Origin of the sequence: Virgibacillus sp. LDC1, assembly GCF_025792345.1 — a bacterium.
In the GTDB taxonomy this organism is placed as follows: domain Bacteria; phylum Bacillota; class Bacilli; order Paenibacillales; family Paenibacillaceae; genus Paenibacillus_AQ; species Paenibacillus_AQ lautus.
In genome coordinates, this window is sequence record NZ_JAOXLZ010000005.1 from 15,670 (window position 1) to 33,220 (window position 17,551).

The window sequence follows — 17,551 nt, forward strand, 5'->3', positions numbered from 1 at the left end:
GAGACAGGGGGGGAACATCATGGGCGGATCGGACGGTAAATTCAGAGTCATTCTGGTTGATGATGAGCCGATCATTCTGCGCAGTCTAAGGGCAGCCATTCCCTGGGATGAGCTGGATCTGGAAGTCGTAGGGGAGGCTAAGACAGGGGACAGCGCTCTGAAGCTGGCGCGTGAAGTGTCGCCGCATATGATCATCAGCGATATTCGGATGCCGGGAATGGATGGCATTACGCTCATGAAGGAGCTGAAGGCGGATCAGGCACGGCGGATCATTATTTTTATTAGCGGGTACGGTGAATTCGAATACGCAAGGGAAGCGCTGCGCGAAGGGGCATTCGATTACTTGCTGAAGCCGATCGATCATGATGAGCTGACGGAGACGATAGCCAAGGCGGCCAGAGCCCTGGAGAAGCAGATTGCGGATGACCAAATGCTGCACTCGATCAAGGTTCTATCGCTGCTGGCCCGGGAGCGGATGCTGACGGAATTTATCGAGGGGAACCGAAGCCCCTTGCAGCATATGCAGTGGCTGGAGGACAGCGAGCTGGAGCATGGATACACGATGGCCGTCATTCAATTGGATCATTACTTGCGGCTTAACGAGTCATGGAGCATGGACGAGAAGCGCCTGTGGCTGTTTGCCGTACGGAACGTCCTTGAGGAATGGTCCTTGCAGCATGGCGGGTTAACGGTATTTCCTTTCCGTAGCGGGGAATGGGTGCTGCTGTTTCCGAACCTGACGAGGGAGCGGCAGGAGGTCATCGGCCGGGATCTGGTGCAATTGATCAAGCGGAATACGAAGCTGTCCTGCTCGGTCGGCTTCAGTCCCAGTATGGCCGGGATTGACCGCTTGGGAACGGCTTATGAGACGGCGGTCCGCGCGTTATACCAGCGGTTCTATTCCGGGGAAGAGGGTGTGTTTGTCGGGACTCCCGATTCCGTCATGGAAACGGCCAGCGAAGCGAAGTATCCGAAGCATCTCGAGTCGCTCATGGTGGAAAGCATCCGCACGCTTCACAAGGAGCGGCTGCTGGAGCTTTTTGACGAGACCAAGGCTTATATCGAGGAGCATGCCTTCAGCCGGGAAATGACCGAGCGGGTGCTGCTGGAGATGAGCGTTGTGCTGTATCGGCAGTTTGAGCATATGAAGGTGCTGTTTGAGTGGTCGCTGGAGGAATTGCTGCAGGAGCTTCATGCATCCGGCACCCTTCAGCAGCTGATGGATGTCATTAAAAGCCATTTCAGCAAATGGATTGCCGAGAGCCGGTCGGGGCAGGCCAAGGACAATGTCCAGGCCGTTATGGGTAAGGCCAAGGATTATATCGCGGAAAATTATCAGAAGGATCTCAGCATTGAAGAGGTTTCGGAGCTGGCGGATTTGAGCATCAGCCATTTCTGTACCCTGTTTAAGGCCACAACGGGATATACGTTTCTGGAGTACTTAACGGAATGCCGGATCGAGAAGGCCAAGAGCATTTTGCTGAATACGGATGTGAAGGTATACCAGGTAGCGCCGCTGGTAGGGTATCAGGATCCTCGATATTTCACGCAGGTATTCAAGAAAATAACAGGGAAAACGCCCTCCGAGTATCGCGAAGAGGCGATATCCAAGACATAAAGAGGCTTATGCCTTGTTCGTGGTGTTAATTGGCCAATCCTATGAGGATAGGTTTCAGTACAGCAGGGAATGAATAACAGATCCATTTTTTCAGGTTTGATCAGGGAAAAAGGGAGCTCTGTTATTTTTATTTTAAATATCTTAATATTAAGACTTGACGATTTAAGGTTTAAATACTAAACTGAGATTAAGCAACAGATACACAAGATAAGTTAAAGAAGCAAGGATGAAGCTGCTTTTTCGAATAAGGCGTTTATCCAAACAGGACAGGTGCCTAGGATGGTTACCAAGGTTTCATTAATGACGAATAAATCATATAGATGGAGGTTGAAGTCATGAAGTTTAAAGGAATTCATCACGTATCCGCGTTAACGGCTGCGGCTTCGCGCAACTTCGAATTTTATACAAAGGTGCTTGGCATGCGTTTGGTTAAGAAAACGGTGAACCAGGACGATGTGTCGGTATACCATCTGTTTTACGGCGACGAAAAAGGAAACCCCGGGACGGAGCTTACCTTCTTCGAAATTCCGATGGCCGGCCGGACCCGTGAGGGAAACAACAGCATTTCGGCAACATCCCTGCGCGTGCCCAGTGACCGCGCATTGGAATACTGGACCCGGCGGCTGGATGAACACGGGGTAGAACGCGAGGAGATCAAGGAACGCGCCGGCCGATTAACACTTCTCTTCAGGGATTTCGAGGGGCAGCGCATCATTCTGGTTTCGGATGAACATAATGAGGGAGTTCCTGGGGGCATCCCATGGGAAAAGGGTCCGGTTCCGGCGGAATACGCTATCATCGGTTTAGGTCCGGTGCAGCTGACCGTGCCTAATCCGGTGCAGACCGTGAAGGTATTAACGGAGCTGATGGGCTTCCGCTACAAAGGGCACTATGCTTCGCCAGTTGACGGGCAGCCGGATATCCTGGTCTTTGAGACAGAAGAAGGCGGTACGGGAGCGGAAGTGCACGTGGAGGAACGAACGGACCTTCCGCAGGAACGGCTTGGCCGGGGCGGCGTTCATCACGTTGCATTCCGCGTCGAGGACGAGGAGGAGCTCCGGTCCTGGATTGATCGGATTGGCGATGTTGGATTTTCGAATTCAGGATTTGTCGATCGCTTCTACTTCCGTTCCTTGTATTTCCGGGAACCTAACGGTATTCTGTTCGAGGTGGCCACCGACGGTCCGGGCTTTGACACGGATGAGCATATCGATCATCTCGGCGAATCCCTTGCGCTGCCGCCGTTCCTGGAGCCGAAGCGGGAACAGATTGAAGCCAACCTAAAGCCTCTCCACACCATTCAATAATGATGGCTCATATCAACGAAGCAAAGAGCACCAGGCAAGCCTCCAATTTCGGGGCGGTTGCCTGGTGCTTTTTTATAGATATCAGAAGTATAAACTTCGAAGGTGGACTTCCTGATATCGCAAGAAAAACTTCGTCTAACTGCGGTCTGTCATCTGCAAAAGTACGTCGGTAGGCGTTTTTCTTATGATCTATTCATACAGCCGTGAAATGGCTTTTGCGGCTGTGCTGACATGCTCGCGCAGCTCCTGCGGAGCAATCACCTCGATTTCCGCTCCGCAGCTTAGAAGAAATGCCGAAGCCGATTCCAAGGTGTTGAATTCCAAATCGGCCTCAACCCATCCGTCGTGCTGACTTTCCAAGTCGCACCGGATTATTTTTACGTATCGCTCCCGCTCAAAGCGTTTGATCAGAGAAACGGTCATTCGAACCTGTGCCGGATACTGCGGGAGATTCTGCATGAACCGTGCCAGCGACTCCTCCCAATACTCAGCTAGATTAAAATCAGCCGGGCGCTCGAAGGTATCCTCGGACATGACGGCATCCACGATTCTCGATACACGGTAGGTTCGCAGCTCGCCTTCGGATTCCGCGACCACATACCAGGTGCTGCGTTTGGCAACCAGCCCCAGCGGATGAATGATTCTTTCGGCCCGCTCCTCCCCCTTCATATATTGTATTCGGATGATACGATCCAGCCATAGCGCCTCCTGAAGCACGGTAAGATACGGATGGGATTCATGGTAGGAGTGCCAGCCTGCGCCATCAATATGGATTTTCTCCCGAATAATTTCGGCATCCTGCCGAATGGAGCGCGGGGAAGAGGCCAACAATTTCTGATATGCTGCATCAAACTGCTTGCGGATTCCCAAATCCCCGATCAGCGGGCTGTGACTGGAGACTAGCAGGGAGATAAGCTCGTCAGGCGTCATCCCGGTCAGGTTCGTTCGATAGCTCTCCTCCAGCACCCAACCGCCGAGGGAGCCTCTTTCCGCATAGACGGGAATACCCGCCGAGCTTAAGCTTTCCATATCGCGTATGATCGTTCGTTCCGATACCTCGAGCTGCTCCGCCAAATACCGGGTATTCTTCTTACCTCCGTTCTGGAGCATCAGCATAATGGACAATAGACGATCCGCCCTCAAGTCATGTCACCTCTTTAATATCTGTAGAAGATAATTGTATTGTAGCACGGATATAAGACAAGGGATGTCATATATGACTGATACGATAAGGATGTTGAGAACATTCAGTATACAGGTTGGAGGTCTCGCTATGAATAAGAATGATCATAAGCCATTACAAGGAAAAGTAGCCGTTGTTGCCGGAGCCACCCGAGGGGCTGGCCGCGCCATTGCGGTGATGCTGGGCGCCGCTGGGGCAACGGTTTATTGCACAGGACGGAGCGTACGGGGTCAGGTATCGGATATCAAGCGGTCCGAGACGATTGACGACACGGCGGATATGGTGACAGAGCGAGGCGGAATCGGCATCGCCGTGCAATGTGACCATACGGTGGAGGAGCAAGTAAAGGCATTGTTTGAACGGATTCGTGAGGAGCAGCAAGGACGGCTTGACATCCTTGTCAATGATATATGGGGAGGCGAGAACCTCACGCACTGGAATATCCCGTTCTGGGAGCAGTTTCTGTCCGATGGATTGCTGATGCAGGAACGAGCGGTTACCACGCACATGATCACCAGTTATTACGGTGTTCCGCTTATGGTGGAGAACGGTGGGGGATTGGTCATTGAGGTTACGGATGGATCTACGTATCGATATCGCGGGAACTTGTATTATAGCCTGGCAAAAATTTCGGCGATCCACCTGGCTGCAGCCATGGCGGAGGAGTTGCGTCCCTATCAGGTAACGGCACTGTCCGTTACGCCGGGATTTTTGCGTTCCGAACAAATGCTGGATCACTTTGGCGTGACGGAAGACAATTGGCAGGATGCCGCAGCGCAAGATCCGCATTTCATCGAGTCGGAGACCCCCTATTTCCTGGCGCAGGGCATTGCGGCGCTTGCAGCCGACCCCAGTGTTGACGACAAGAGCGGCAAGGCGCTAACCAGCTGGGATTTATCGGATGAATACGGGTTTAGCGACATCGACGGACGCAGGCCGCATTGGGGCAATTATGCGAAGAAGCAAGGACTTCCTCTTACTTAAAAAAGAAAGGGGAGCATGTAAAAACAGGGTGACCTACCGCCATGATGGCAAATAGGTCACCCTGTTTTGTTGTGGATTTTATCGGTTCATTCGCGAATACCGTTGGGTGATCTGGATCGTGCAGTTGCCGGTAACTCGCATCATGAAAGCCAAGAATCCAGGTCAATCAAGTTAGGAACGGCCGCGTCTCATCGAACCCATGATCAGGCTGACGATAAAGACAAGCACGACGGCGCCGATCAGAGCAGGTAGGATGAAGAATCCTCCCATTTCCGGTCCCCAAGATCCAAGCAGAAGTCCACCCAGCCAAGCACCGACAAAACCAGCAATGATGTTACCGATGATACCGCCGGGAATGTCTCTGCCCATAATCAAGCCTGCAATCCAACCAATGATACCACCAACGATTAATGACCAAAGAAAACTCATTGTTTATCACCTCGTATAAGTTATAGTTGTTTGTGCCTTACTATTAACCAAAGACGTGACTTTTAAACCGGATGATGATGAAATCACTTTTTTCCAGTAGTCGAAATACCATGACATTCTTTGATAAATGCGGGGCTTTTGATTATGCTTGAATTATTCTGAGGTTGAAAATAATAAAGGAGCTGGCATGGGACGCATGGTTGAGAAATGGATAGAAGAATATACGATTCAATCGGTTGATGCAGATTTTAAAGGGGATTGCCGTTGGTCTTCGCTGCTCAGTATTTTGCAAAGAGCGGCTGACCGGCATATTGAGGCGCTCGGGATTAGTCGCGAGGAGATGATCGAGCGGGGAATGGGCTGGATGCTGATTACACTGGAGCTTAATATGCAGCGGATGCCAAGGGATATGGAAACCGTATATGTTGACACTTGGAGCCGCGGGTCTAAAGGAGCGCTGTGGCATCGGGATTATCGAATAAAGAACGGTGATGGCGAAATGCTGGGCGAAGCCCGCTCGGTATGGGCGCTCGTGGATATTCATAAACGGAAAATTTTGCGTCCGTCCATGTTTCCATTCGAGGTGCCGATCGGTCAGGAAACGGTTGGTGAACTGCCAAGCAAAGCCGTATTGCCGGAAGGAGTACAGCTGGATGAGGCGTACACGTATATGGTCCGGTACAGTGGAATCGATACGAATGGTCATTTGAATAATGCCCGTTATGCAGACCTGTGCTTTGACGTGCTGGATGTGCAGGAGCTTCGGGAAGGGCAGGTGACCGGCTTCAAGATTACATATCATAACGAGGCCAGGCTGAAGGATACGATGCTGATCAGACGTTCGGTCGAAGAGAACAATCGGGTGTACGTACAGGGCATATCGCCGGATGGGACCAACTTTTTTGAAGCGGCTATCGTTAGGGAATCATAAACCATCAGGCAAATTCTTCTCGGAAGGGAAAGGGCGCCTGACGCTTCATGGAGGGAGAACGGATGTACAAAATTATGATTGTTGAGGATGACCCCAAGCTGGCGGGGCTGCTGCAATCGCATATCGAACGGTACGGAAATGATGGGAAAATCATCGAGGATTTCGATCATGTGCTGGAGCAATTCCACGAGATAAAGCCGCATGTCGTTCTGCTTGACGTGAATCTGCCAAGCTTTGACGGATATTATTGGTGCCGGCAGATCAGATCGGTATCCACCTGTCCGATTATTTTCATATCCGCTCGGAACGGGACCCCCGATCAGTTACGGGCGCTGGAGAACGGCGCCGATGATTATATCACCAAGCCGTTTGCTTATGATATCGTCATCGCCAAAATCCACAGCCAGCTGCGCCGCGTATATGGCGATTATGCGGCAGCATCCGCCGAGCGTACGGTGGAGAAGGACGGGCTGGTCCTGTATCCCGAACGGATGGAGCTGATTCTCGAGGACCGGACATCCATACTCACGAAAAAAGAAACAATCCTTCTGGAAACGCTACTGAGCCGGAGCCCCCGGCTTGTGACGCGCGAGACGATTCTGGAGAAGCTGTGGGATGATACGTTCGTTGACGATAATACGCTCAGCGTGAATATTAACCGGGTGCGCAAACGGCTTGCGGAGTTAGGGATTGAGAATGCGCTGGAAACGATCCGCGGCTCCGGGTATCGGCTGCACACGGTTTGGAAGAGGTAAGGTAAGGCTATGAAAAAGCTATTTTGGCGTGAGCAACTGCCCTTGATTTTATTTACGGTCGCCGCGTTGTTCGTGGTGCTGCTCGTATTCTGGTATGACGGTTATGATCATCCGGTGACAGCGGCTTATGCGGTATTCCTCGGTCTGACCATTCTTGGCGGATACCTGGCATTCCGGTATTTCACGCACCGGGAATTCTATGAGCGGCTGTCACAGCCCATCAGGTCGCTGGAGGAATCGATCAAGCATAATGAATCGGCCCCACTGCCTACGGCCCTTAGCGAGCTGATGGAAGAGCAGTACCGTCAATACCGCACGGTCATGGAAGAGTGGGAGCGCCGACGGAAAGAGCATATGATCTTCATGAATCAATGGGTGCATCAGATGAAAACGCCGCTGTCCGTCATTGAGATGATCACGCAAGAGGATGATAACGATTCCTTCAAGAGTATATCCGAAGAGTCTGATCGGATTCGGCGCGGGCTGGAGATGGTGCTCTACATGTCCAGGCTCGAAACCTTTGAACAGGATTTCAGCGTGGAGCCCGTGAAGCTTCATCAGATTGCAGTCGAAACGGTCCACGAGAACAAGCGCTACTTTATTCACAGCCATGTGTATCCGGAAGTGCGAATAGACTCGGATCTCACCGTCCAGACGGATGCCAAGTGGCTTCGGTTCATCATGCTGCAGCTGCTGTCCAACGCCATCAAATATTCCGCCGGTACCGGGCTGAAAGTGACGATCCAAGCCCACCGGAGCGAGGATCGCCGCCATGTTGTGTTGGAGATCACGGACCGGGGGATGGGCATACCCAAATCCGACATGAAGCGGGTGTTCGATCCGTTCTATACCGGGGAAAACGGGCGCAAGCTGAAGGAATCCACCGGCATGGGCTTGTATCTCGTCAAGGAGGTCGTCCATAAAATGAACCATCGAATCGAGCTGGAATCCGAGCCGGGGAGAGGAACGACCGTGAGGTTGATTTTCTCGGGGTGAGACTCGGGACAAGTAGTCCTGTTGGCGTCTGACTGGCGATGGCTTATGATGTTAAGTAAGGTTGTTGGCTGTTTAAAATTAAAATAACAGTATGGATTTAGGCGCCGAGTAGGGTCAATCAGACCATATTTAAGTCATTCTTAGATTATGGAGCGTTACAGTAATCCACATAAATACTTTATGATAGCACCTTATCTCGGATAAACGATGGTTATTGAAATCATCATGAAGCCCTGAGATAAGGTTCTTTCTTTTGTTTTAAATCATGTGTAGGTATCGGCACACACCAGCGAAAGAGGACGAAACGATTCCGAAGAAGCGAAGCGGTCGCCTTTGCACCCGAATTTTCACCACAGTGTAATCGTTCAGAAAATTTGGGGGCGACGGCGAGCGTAGGAACGTTACGTACTTGGAGCGGTCTAAAGAAGCACAGAAGTTACGTAATCGAAAGCAGTCTAGAGAAGCGCATAAGTGACATACTCGAAGCGTCCTAGAGAAACGTACAAGACGCATTCAGATCGCCTTAGCGTAATCCAGCTGTAGATTTGTCATTAGCGCATGAATCTTACACCGATGTAAGATTGGTGAAAGAGTGATCGATAGGAGAAGCTCCGGGGATGCTATACACTAACCTTACAAGATCGAAATAACGAAGGTGAGGTTTACAAGATGGAAATTCTAAACGTGCGCAATCTGGGAAAGGTCTATAAGGCCGCGGTGTCCCACGAGGCGCTTTCGAATATCAATTTGAGCATCAACGAAGGGGAATTCGTTGGCATTATGGGGCCTTCCGGCAGCGGAAAAACGACGCTGCTTAACATGATATCCACCATCGACCGTCCCACATCCGGGGAGATCACCATCGGCGGGGAAGATCCGTTCCGTTTATCCCAGGATAAACTGGCCATGTTCCGCCGCCGTGAGCTTGGATTTGTCTTTCAGTCCTTCAACCTGCTGAATACGCTGACAGTCAAGGAGAACATCCTGCTGCCCTTGGCGCTGGACGGCGTGGATCTGGATGAGATGAACCGCCGGGTCGGTATATTGGCAGAGAAGCTGGGCATCACATCCATTCTGGACAAGCGAACGTATGAAATATCGGGGGGACAGGCGCAGCGGACAGCAGTAGCACGGGCTATGATCCACGTACCGAAGCTGGTTCTGGCCGATGAACCGACGGGGAACCTGGACTCCAAATCGGCGCGCGACGTCATGGAAATTATGGACCGGAGAAACAAGGAAGACAACGTGACGATGCTGCTGGTCACCCATGATCCGGTTGCCGCAAGCTACTGCAATCGGGTGGTGTTTATCAAGGACGGACAGTTGTACAACGAAATCACGTACGGTGAGAGCCAATCGGCCTTCTATCAAAAAATCATCAATGTGTTATCGCTGCTGGGAGGTTCGGGACATGAATTTTCGCCAGTTCGCCATTAACAATGTCCTGCGCAGCAAGCGCACGTATATTGCCCATTTCCTGAGCAGTGCCTTCTCCGTCATGATTTTCTTTACTTACGGGCTGCTGTCGTTTCACCCGCAGCTGAAGGACGGCCTGGTCTCCTCCAGCGGTACCATGTCCATGCTGGGAACGATGGGCATGACGGTATCCCAGTACATTGTGTTTGTTTTTTCATTCTTCTTCCTGCTGTATTCGGTGGGGGCTTTCATCAAGGTCCGGAAAAAGGAGTTCGGCATTCTGCTGATTCTCGGCATGTCCCGCAAGCAATTGAACCGGATGCTGTTTATCGAAAATATATTGATTGGCGTTGCGGCGATCGTTGCCGGGATTGGGACGGGCATGCTGTTCTCCAAGCTGATTCTGTTAATCAGCGCCAAGCTGCTGGCTGTGGATACCGGACTTCCGTTTTATTTTCCGCTCCAATCGCTGATCATCACGGCAGCGGCTTATGCCGTTTTGTTCCTGCTGATTGCGCTGTTCTCCTCGTTCATGCTGCGGAAGGGTACGCTGCTTGCGCTCGTGAAAGCAGAGGAAAGCCCCAAGCCGCAGCCGAAAGCATCGCCTTGGCTGGCGGTTCTGGCTGTGCTGTTGATTGGTGCCGGATACGGCATGGTTATGGTTTTTGCGATTCTTCAAATTTTCAATCTGTTTCTGCTGCTTGGGGGCGTTGTATTCGTCATCATCGGCACGTATTTTCTGTTCACCCAGTTCAGCGTGTTCTTCATGCGGTACTTGCAGAAGAAGGAACGATTTTTCTTCCGTCGAACCAATCTGCTGACGATATCGGAGCTGCTGTACAGAATCAAGGACAATGCGGTGATGTTCTTCCTCGTATCGGTCATTTCGGCATCTGCCTTTACCGGGATCGGTACCACGCTCGCGATCGGGGATCCGGGACTGTCGGCCATGGAGAACCCTTATGCCTTTACGTATTCCATGTATGAAGAGGATGCGGACAGAGGGAATCGACATCTGGATATCATCAGGGAGGAGCTCAGAAAGAGCGGATTCGATTACAAGGAAGCGGAGGTTACCCCGATTTTCTCGGATAACGGGGTGAAGCTGATTAAGCTGAGCGAATATAACAGTCTCATTCAGTCGCTGGGTTACCCGGCAGAAACATTGAGCGATCTTGAAGGGATCTTGACTCCGGGAACGGTAACGGAGAAGAACAGCTACCGAATTGATGGTCCCTTGAATGATCAGTTCGAAGTATTAATCGGCAAGAAATCGGAAACCGTAAAAGTGCTCAAAGCTGAAACGTTCATTGCTGTACCGGCAACCTACGGCGAGACGCTGGTCGTATCCGACCGTTTGTACGAGGATGCGTTCCAGGCACAACAGGATCAGGAGTACGGTTATGCGGCATACCATACGTATTACGTACAGGATTGGAAGAATACAGGGGATGTGTCTAGAGCGATTTTGGATCGTCTCAAGGAGAATGAAGACTACAGCTATTATCTAAAATCATTGTATTTGGATTGGAAAAGCGCCCAGCAGCAGAACGGGATCCTGCTTATGGTGAGCGGCTTGGTCGGCATCGTGTTTTTCACCTTCGCGGCAAGCTTTGTTTATTTCCGGCTATACGCGGATCTTGCCCGGGATGAACAGCAGTATCGCATGATAGCCAAGGTCGGTCTCAGCAAAAAAGAGCTTGGCACCATCATTACCAAGCAGCTTGTCATTATGTTCTTTCTGCCGATGCTGATTGCACTTATTCACAGCGGCGTTGCCTTCGTAGCCCTGCAGCAGCTGGTAGACTTCTCGATCGTAGGGCACAGTTTGAAGATTTTCATATTCTTCCTGAGCATACAGATCATTTATTTCTTTATTACTCGCTGGCGTTATCTGGAGCGTCTCAACAAAATCATTCAGTAAAAATCACCGTTTCTTCGTTGAAAAGTGCCAAAACGGGTATGTTATTACAAGAAGCACTTACAACGAGAAATGGGGGCGATTCCATAATGAATGACCACAGCATGTTAAAGACGGGTGCAGTAGAGCCCGAGGAGATTACGCCGGATATTCTATCCTTGCGTACCGTCATGGTGAACATCCAGATGGTCGGTACGCCGGGAACCGGAGACTGGGTACTGATTGATACGGGACTCGGAAATTTCGAAGGCTCCATTGTAGAAGAAGCTGAGAAAAGATTCGGAAAGCCGCCGGTTTGCATCGTGCTTACACACGGCCATTTCGACCATGTGGGCAATGTAAAGGAGTTGGCCGATCGCTGGAACGTCCCCGTCTATGCTCATCGGGATGAGCTGCCGTACCTCACGGGAAAGGAAGACTATCCACCGGGAGATCCAAGCGTAGGCGGCGGATTGATGGCCCGCGTTGCCCCAATGTATCCGAACAAAGCCATCGATCTGGGCGCAAGGATACAACCTCTGCCGGAGGACGGCAGCGTGCCGGGTCTTCCTGAATTCAAATGGATCCCGACACCGGGTCATAGCCCAGGCCATATCTCCCTTTTTCGTGAACGGGATCGAGTCCTTGTGGCCGGAGACGCGGTTATTACGGTGAAGCAAGAGTCAGCGCTTGCCGTCATCGGGCAGGAGAAGGAGCTGCACGGGCCGCCGATGTATTTTACCCCGGACTGGGATCTGGCGCGTGAATCGGTTCGCCGCCTGGCAAGCCTGAATCCCGGAATTCTGGTCACGGGGCACGGGGTCTCCATGCGCGGCGAAGAGCTAACGGCTTCGCTTGCGCGGTTGGCCCGGGACTTTGACCGTTTGGCCGTTCCCGAACAAGGACGATATGTGGATAAGGGTACGAATTGAATGAGAACGGATCTAATCATGCAATTCATGATATGAACGATTTATAGGCTGAACGAGACACCGTGAGGGCGATGACCTTGCGGTGTTTTTTAATATGATAAATATTCAATATGGAAATGATTAGCGGAAATGTGCGAAGATGAAGGTAATTGTAACACCAGCTTTTAAAAAAATAATGAACTGACGTGAACCTGAGCACGTTCTCAGGCATCTAACTTATGTAAGGCCAAGGAAGTGTTGCAAAGGAGGTCTCCCAACTTGAACAAGAAATCCAATATAGAGTGCGATGTTCAGCTTGCCAAGCGTGGGGATCGGGAAGCCTTTAGCCGGCTGATCCACGCTTGCGAGCGTAATTTGTATGGACTAGCCCGATTGTATCTGAAGCGGGAAGAGGATTGCGCGGATGCGGTACAGGAAGCGATTTATAAATCCTTCATCGCTATCCCTACCTTGAAAGAGCCTGCTTATTTCAAAACATGGCTGTCCCGTATTCTCATTCATGAATGCCTGCAACTGCTGCGCTCCCAGCAGCGGCTGCGCAAGGTTGATCCTACGGATGGGGGTGCCGATGCACTGCCGTATGAAGCGATCGAACTTAACGAGGCCGTGACTTATCTGGAAGAGGATTTACGCAGGGTTATTCAGCTTCACTATTACCGGGATATGCCGATTAGCCATATCGCCAAGATCGTAGGGATACCGGAAGGAACGGTGAAATCCCGGCTGTACCGGGCGCGCGCTATTTTGGCGGAAAGATTGGATCCCTCCACGGAAAGGAACGTGAGCCATGACCCGATAGTAGGTAAGGAGTCGAGTCGGAATGACTTTGCTCCTATCATAATAACGATCCGGACGGCTAGGTTTGTCGGGGATTACGATATCATTTACAGATCATGGGGTGTTGCGGCTTAATGGGAACGAATGCGAATGTCAGATTGATGGACAAATCCGATCTTGAAGCATGCTCCGAGCTGATGCTCAAGGTTTTTAGCGGCGAACCCTGGTACGACCAGTGGGACTCTGTACAGCATGTGCAGCAATACCTCGCAGAATTTATGGACAATCCGGTATTCCTGGGGTTTGTTATCGAACAGGATGGTAAGATCCTGGGGGCTTCTTTTGGTCATACGAAGAGCTGGTATAGCGGTAAGGAATACCATATCCAGGAGTATTATATCGATACCGGTTGGCAGGGCAGCGGATTAGGCTCGGCATTAATGAATGGAATGAAGGCATACCTAAGCTCGGTTCACATTCATTGCATGGTGCTGCTTACGGAAAAGGATCTTCCCGCGGAGAATTTTTATCGGAAACACGGTTTTGAAGTGAAGAAGGATATTATTTTTATGGCCAACAGGTTTTAGTCGGCAGGATTCATATCGAAAATAAGGGAGCTGTCTTGATGTCGGTGCGTGTTCTTAACTAACCAAATTGTATAGGACTCTGGCTTGTGCTTTTTGCGGCAAAAACCCACTTTATGTGAGGTTTATTTGTCATGGCGCGATGGGTTTGAGTCCACCTGGTTAAGAACACAACAGCCATCCCTTATATATTGACTGTACAGCCGTGCCCTGAGCACGGCTTCCCGCTCGGGGGACAGAAGGTGGACGATGGTTCATAGACTTCTGTCCTTTTTTCATGGCCGCAGCACGTATGGGGGTCACGTGTGTTCTTTTCCAGGGGCAATGGCAACACCATATCTCAGGAAAAGAGCGTGAATCACATGATCCATTATATAGAAGAAGTGAAAACCAAGGTTTCTCTGCAGGAGGGCGTCCAGGTGATCGAACAGCTGCTGGTAGCGAGTTATATGCGGCCCGGTATATCAACCAAAGAGCTGGCACGTCATACGTATCTACCGGTTCCGGTCGCTGCGGCGATCAAGAAGGAGCTCATCAAGGCAGGGGCTCTCATTCAAGAGCGGGGGGTGCGCTGCACCTCTGCCGGGAAGCTCTATGTCGAACAACAGCTGGGATACGGAGGAATCGATATAGATTTGTATCAAAAGCTACTAGCCGGCGACACCGATTGGCGCACTGAGCTGTCGGATGTGCTCGCAAGACTTACCGAGATTCTGGAGCTGCGTCCCCAAGTCGATGTACAGATCGACCAATCCCAGTGCACGGTAGAGACGAGTTTAAAGAGGGCGATTCTGTCTCTGAGGGAGCACAGCCTGATCGGGAAAAACATCCTGTGCGTGGGCGATGACGACCTCGTGAGCATCTCGCTGGGTCTGCTGCTTAAACGGCTGTTCCCGAACGCAGAGGACCAGAGAGCCAACATTACCGTAATGGATATCGATGAGCGATTCCTCCGGTTTATCCAGCATGCGGCTGCAAAAGAAGGCTTATCGGTTACATGCAGGCATATCGATCTCAGGCAGCCTTTGCCTGAGGGCTGGGACGGGCAATATGACTGCTTTTTCACGGATCCGCCGTACACGCTCCCAGGGCTGACTCTGTTCTTATCCAGAGGGATTAGCGCGTTGAAACGCGAGAAGGGATGCCCCATCTTTCTCTCCTTCGCCCACAAATCTCCCGATTTCACATGGTCCATGCAGCGCGAATTCGTCCGTATGGGTTTGTCGGTAAAACAGGTCCTGCTTCATTTCAATCAATATATAGGAGCGCAGATGATCGGCAATAGCAGTCAGATGATCGTGCTGACAACGACGGAATTTACGGTGCCGCATTTGACGGACACTTTCGAGGATGAGCTCTACACAGGCGAGGTTAGGCGCACGCTTCGAACCTACAGATGCATCCAATGTCAGGGCGAGCTGCAGGTGGGCGTGCAGGGTGATTTTTCCACGATTGAGGATTTGAAGAAGCAGGGCTGTCCGGTATGTGCCAATCCTACGTTCACATGGCTGGCTAAGAAAACGATCTGACTTATCTTTGTGGAAACAATCGAGGGGAGGTTATAATAGGGGAACAGAGGAAGGAGAGGGCTATGAAAGTATTAGTATTGGCTGAGAAGCCGTCCGTTGCGAAGGAAATTGCGAGAGTAATGGGCAGCCGGGAGAAGCAGAAGAATTATTTTGAAGGACCGAAATATATTGTGACCTGGGCGCTTGGACATTTGGTAGGACTTGCCGAACCCGAGGACTATGATAAGAAGTACCAGACTTGGGTTCTAGAGGATTTGCCGATCCTGCCGGATAACACAAGGCTTAAGGTGCTGAAGGAAACAAGCCACCAGTTCAAGACGGTTCAGCATCTGATGAAGCGCGCGGACGTCGGCGAGATGATTATTGCCACCGATGCCGCCCGTGAAGGAGAACTGCTGGCGCGCTGGATCCTGAAAATGGCGAAGTGGAACAAGCCGTTCAAGCGGCTGTGGATTTCTTCCCAGACGGATAAGGCGATCAAGGAAGGTTTTGCATCACTCAAGCCGGGGCAGCAGTTCGACCGGCTGTATGAGTCCGCACGCTGCCGGGCGGAAGCGGATTGGATGGTTGGACTGAATGTGACGCGTGCGCTGACGACCAAATTTAATGCACAGCTGTCGGCGGGCCGGGTTCAGACGCCAACGCTCGGGATGATTATGGACCGGGAGAAGGAGATCGTGAATTTCCGCTCCCAGGAGTATGAGACGCTGCAGGCGGATCTGGGGAGCTTTGAGGTATCGTGGCGTCCGTCCGGCGGAGACGGTCGTTTATTCGAGAAGGATAAGGCGGCCAAGCTGAAGCAGAAGCTGGAGGGCAGCACCGGAAAAATCGTCAGCGTGAAAAAGAGCGAGAAAACTGAACCGCATCCGCTGGCATACGATTTGACCGAACTGCAGCGGGATGCCAACCGTCGATTCGGATTCTCGGCCAAGCAGACCTCGAATGTGCTGCAGCGCCTGTATGAGCAGCATAAGCTGGTCACCTATCCGCGTACGGACAGCCGTTACCTGACATCCGATATGGTCGGAACGTTGAAGGAGAGACTGTCGAGCATTGCGATCGGACCGTATGCGTCCATTGCCCGCCCGCTGCTGCGCAAAAATTTATCGCCAGGCAAACGGGTCGTGGATGACAGCAAGGTTACGGATCACCATGCCATCATTCCAACCGAACAAACCGTGCTGCTGAATCAGCTGTCTGTCGATGAACGCAAGCTGTACGATCTTATCGTACGCCGGTTCATCAGCTTGTTCTATCCTCCTGCCCGCTACGATAACGTATCGGTTACCGTTCAGATTGAGGGGGAGCAGCTCTACGCGAAAGGGACTACGATCAAGGACAGCGGATGGCGCGAGGTATACGGCGGCGATTATGATGATGACGCTGATGACGAGCAGGACGATGTTCAGGGCCAGTCTTCAGGCAAGCTCCTGCCGGAGCTGCGAGAAGGAGAGTCGGTGAAGGTGGTCCGCTGCGTGCTGAAACCGGGACGTACCCAGCCGCCGAAGCGTTATAACGAAGCGGCGCTGCTCTCCCAGATGGAGAAGCACGGGCTTGGAACCCCCGCGACCCGGGCTGATATCATCGAGAAGCTGGTTAGCTCGGACACGATCGAACGGCAGGGGCAAACCCTCCATCCGACAGGCAAAGGCAAGCAACTGATTGAGCTTGTCGCTCCAGAGCTAAGAACACCGGAGCTCACGGCGCGTTGGGAGGCCGAGCTCGAACGGATCGCAAAGGGGCAGGGCAAGCCGGAGCCGTTCTTGCGCGGAATACGGGACATGACCAAGAAGCTGGTCACGGATGTAAAGGGAAGCGATGCGGAGTACAAACCGCATAATGTTTCAAACAGCCACTGTCCGGATTGCGGCACCAGGCTGCTTGAGAAGAAGACCAAGCGCGGCAAGCTGCTAGTATGTCCGAGCGACGATTGCGGATACAAGCGTTCAGGCGAGAAGCGTCTGTCCAACCGCCGCTGCCCGCAGTGCCACAAGAAGATGGAGATGAAAGAAGGCAAGGCGGGGCTGTTCGTGCAGTGCCTTGGCTGCGGCATTACGGAAACGCTGAAGAAGGACGCCAAGCATGTGAACAAACGCGAGGAGCGGAAGCTCGTGCAGCAATACAGCAAGCCGGAGTCGATCGGCTCGAACCTGGGCGACCTGTTGAAGGCGGCCCTTGAGCAGAAGGGGAAGGAATAGTCTGCAATG

The 17,551-nt window shown here is 51.8% G+C and carries 15 protein-coding genes; 13 read left to right on the forward strand and 2 right to left on the reverse strand.

Annotated features, from left to right (window positions below; genetic code table 11):
• Positions 1 to 19 precede the first annotated feature (19 nt).
• Both OHJ21_RS24785 and OHJ21_RS24790 read left to right on the forward strand, forming a co-directional pair.
• Positions 20 to 1,618 (forward strand): response regulator transcription factor, encoded by a 1,599-nt coding sequence (locus tag OHJ21_RS24785; RefSeq protein ID WP_326116271.1) that lies wholly within the window; start codon positions 20 to 22, stop codon positions 1,616 to 1,618.
• A 335-nt stretch (positions 1,619 to 1,953) separates the two neighbouring features.
• Positions 1,954 to 2,925, forward strand: coding sequence for a ring-cleaving dioxygenase (locus OHJ21_RS24790; RefSeq protein ID WP_486021423.1), 972 nt, complete (start codon positions 1,954 to 1,956; stop codon positions 2,923 to 2,925).
• Positions 2,926 to 3,114: 189 nt separating this feature from the next.
• Here OHJ21_RS24790 and OHJ21_RS24795 read toward each other — a convergent pair whose 3' ends face one another.
• Positions 3,115 to 4,068, reverse strand: a complete 954-nt coding sequence (locus OHJ21_RS24795) for a helix-turn-helix transcriptional regulator (RefSeq protein WP_326117464.1) — start codon at positions 4,066 to 4,068, stop codon at positions 3,115 to 3,117.
• A 130-nt stretch (positions 4,069 to 4,198) separates the two neighbouring features.
• On the opposite strand from OHJ21_RS24795, the gene OHJ21_RS24800 reads away from it, so the two are divergent.
• Positions 4,199 to 5,092 (forward strand): SDR family oxidoreductase, encoded by an 894-nt coding sequence (locus OHJ21_RS24800; RefSeq protein ID WP_486021424.1) that lies wholly within the window; start codon positions 4,199 to 4,201, stop codon positions 5,090 to 5,092.
• A 171-nt stretch (positions 5,093 to 5,263) separates the two neighbouring features.
• Here OHJ21_RS24800 and OHJ21_RS24805 read toward each other — a convergent pair whose 3' ends face one another.
• Positions 5,264 to 5,521 (reverse strand): GlsB/YeaQ/YmgE family stress response membrane protein, encoded by a 258-nt coding sequence (locus tag OHJ21_RS24805; RefSeq protein WP_006208269.1) that lies wholly within the window; start codon positions 5,519 to 5,521, stop codon positions 5,264 to 5,266.
• 196 nt (positions 5,522 to 5,717) lie between these two features.
• On the opposite strand from OHJ21_RS24805, the gene OHJ21_RS24810 reads away from it, so the two are divergent.
• The 10 genes from OHJ21_RS24810 to OHJ21_RS24855 all read left to right on the forward strand — a co-directional run bounded on the left by OHJ21_RS24810 (position 5,718) and on the right by OHJ21_RS24855 (position 17,542).
• The gene (locus tag OHJ21_RS24810; protein ID WP_326116280.1) at positions 5,718 to 6,452 is read left to right on the forward strand and encodes an acyl-[acyl-carrier-protein] thioesterase; all 735 of its coding nucleotides are present in this window, start codon (positions 5,718 to 5,720) and stop codon (positions 6,450 to 6,452) included.
• A 62-nt stretch (positions 6,453 to 6,514) separates the two neighbouring features.
• Positions 6,515 to 7,207, forward strand: a complete 693-nt coding sequence (locus OHJ21_RS24815; RefSeq protein ID WP_100540276.1) for a response regulator transcription factor — start codon at positions 6,515 to 6,517, stop codon at positions 7,205 to 7,207.
• A 9-nt stretch (positions 7,208 to 7,216) separates the two neighbouring features.
• Positions 7,217 to 8,203 (forward strand): sensor histidine kinase, encoded by a 987-nt coding sequence (locus OHJ21_RS24820; RefSeq protein ID WP_394059059.1) that lies wholly within the window; start codon positions 7,217 to 7,219, stop codon positions 8,201 to 8,203.
• A gap of 669 nt (positions 8,204 to 8,872) precedes the next feature.
• On the forward strand, positions 8,873 to 9,643 hold the full coding sequence (locus OHJ21_RS24825) for an ABC transporter ATP-binding protein (protein WP_100540278.1): 771 nt from the start codon (positions 8,873 to 8,875) through the stop codon (positions 9,641 to 9,643).
• The gene (locus OHJ21_RS24830; RefSeq protein ID WP_326116269.1) at positions 9,618 to 11,546 is read left to right on the forward strand and encodes an ABC transporter permease; all 1,929 of its coding nucleotides are present in this window, start codon (positions 9,618 to 9,620) and stop codon (positions 11,544 to 11,546) included. The genes OHJ21_RS24825 and OHJ21_RS24830 overlap by 26 nt, the downstream gene beginning before the upstream one ends.
• An 86-nt stretch (positions 11,547 to 11,632) precedes the next feature.
• On the forward strand, positions 11,633 to 12,454 hold the full coding sequence (locus OHJ21_RS24835; protein WP_100540280.1) for an MBL fold metallo-hydrolase: 822 nt from the start codon (positions 11,633 to 11,635) through the stop codon (positions 12,452 to 12,454).
• A 258-nt stretch (positions 12,455 to 12,712) separates the two neighbouring features.
• The gene (locus OHJ21_RS24840) at positions 12,713 to 13,366 is read left to right on the forward strand and encodes a sigma-70 family RNA polymerase sigma factor (protein WP_326117462.1); all 654 of its coding nucleotides are present in this window, start codon (positions 12,713 to 12,715) and stop codon (positions 13,364 to 13,366) included.
• Positions 13,367 to 13,392: 26 nt separating this feature from the next.
• Positions 13,393 to 13,818 (forward strand): GNAT family N-acetyltransferase, encoded by a 426-nt coding sequence (locus OHJ21_RS24845; RefSeq protein ID WP_326116266.1) that lies wholly within the window; start codon positions 13,393 to 13,395, stop codon positions 13,816 to 13,818.
• Between the two features lie 359 nt (positions 13,819 to 14,177).
• Positions 14,178 to 15,344, forward strand: a complete 1,167-nt coding sequence (locus tag OHJ21_RS24850) for a bis-aminopropyl spermidine synthase family protein (protein ID WP_486021425.1) — start codon at positions 14,178 to 14,180, stop codon at positions 15,342 to 15,344.
• Positions 15,345 to 15,406: 62 nt separating this feature from the next.
• Positions 15,407 to 17,542 carry a DNA topoisomerase III gene (locus tag OHJ21_RS24855; protein ID WP_326117459.1) on the forward strand — a complete coding sequence of 712 codons (2,136 nt, stop codon included), beginning with the start codon at positions 15,407 to 15,409 and terminating at the stop codon, positions 17,540 to 17,542.
• Positions 17,543 to 17,551: the final 9 nt, after the last annotated feature.